Annotated in this window: 1 pseudogene; it reads left to right on the forward strand. The window is 38.6% G+C overall.

Annotated elements, in window-relative coordinates:
- A pseudogene (locus tag GBI16_RS18465) lies at window positions 1-459 on the forward strand (ATP-binding protein); the annotation flags it as partial.

Consider the following 459-nt stretch of genomic DNA (forward strand, 5'->3'; position numbering starts at 1 on the left):
TTTACTTACAGGACGCTATATCGAGCAACATGTTCTACCTCTGTCATTCCAAGAATTTAAACAGTGGCATATTGAAAATAATCCGATCATCCAACAATTATCCAATCGTGATTTGTATGCCATGTATACGCGCAGTAGTTTCCCTTATACGCTTGCCATGACTAGCCAGCAGGAAACTTATGATTACTTGCAAGCGGTCTATGCCAGTGTAATGTTTAAAGATGTTATTCCCCGTTTGAATACTGCCGATATTAACTCTCTCGAGCGTGTCGCAAGATATTTGGCAAGCGTGACAGGCTCACCTATTTCTATCAATAAAATTAAAAATACCTTTGTTTCAAGTGGGGTTAAAATTTCATTTGAAACAGTAAAACGCTATATTCAGGGCTTACAGGACAGTTTGTTATTTTATAGTGCCGCACAATTTAAAGTACGCGGGCGTGAGTTATTACAATCCTC

Source organism: Acinetobacter sp. TUM15064 (assembly GCF_008980265.1).
Classification (GTDB): Bacteria; Pseudomonadota; Gammaproteobacteria; order Pseudomonadales; family Moraxellaceae; genus Acinetobacter.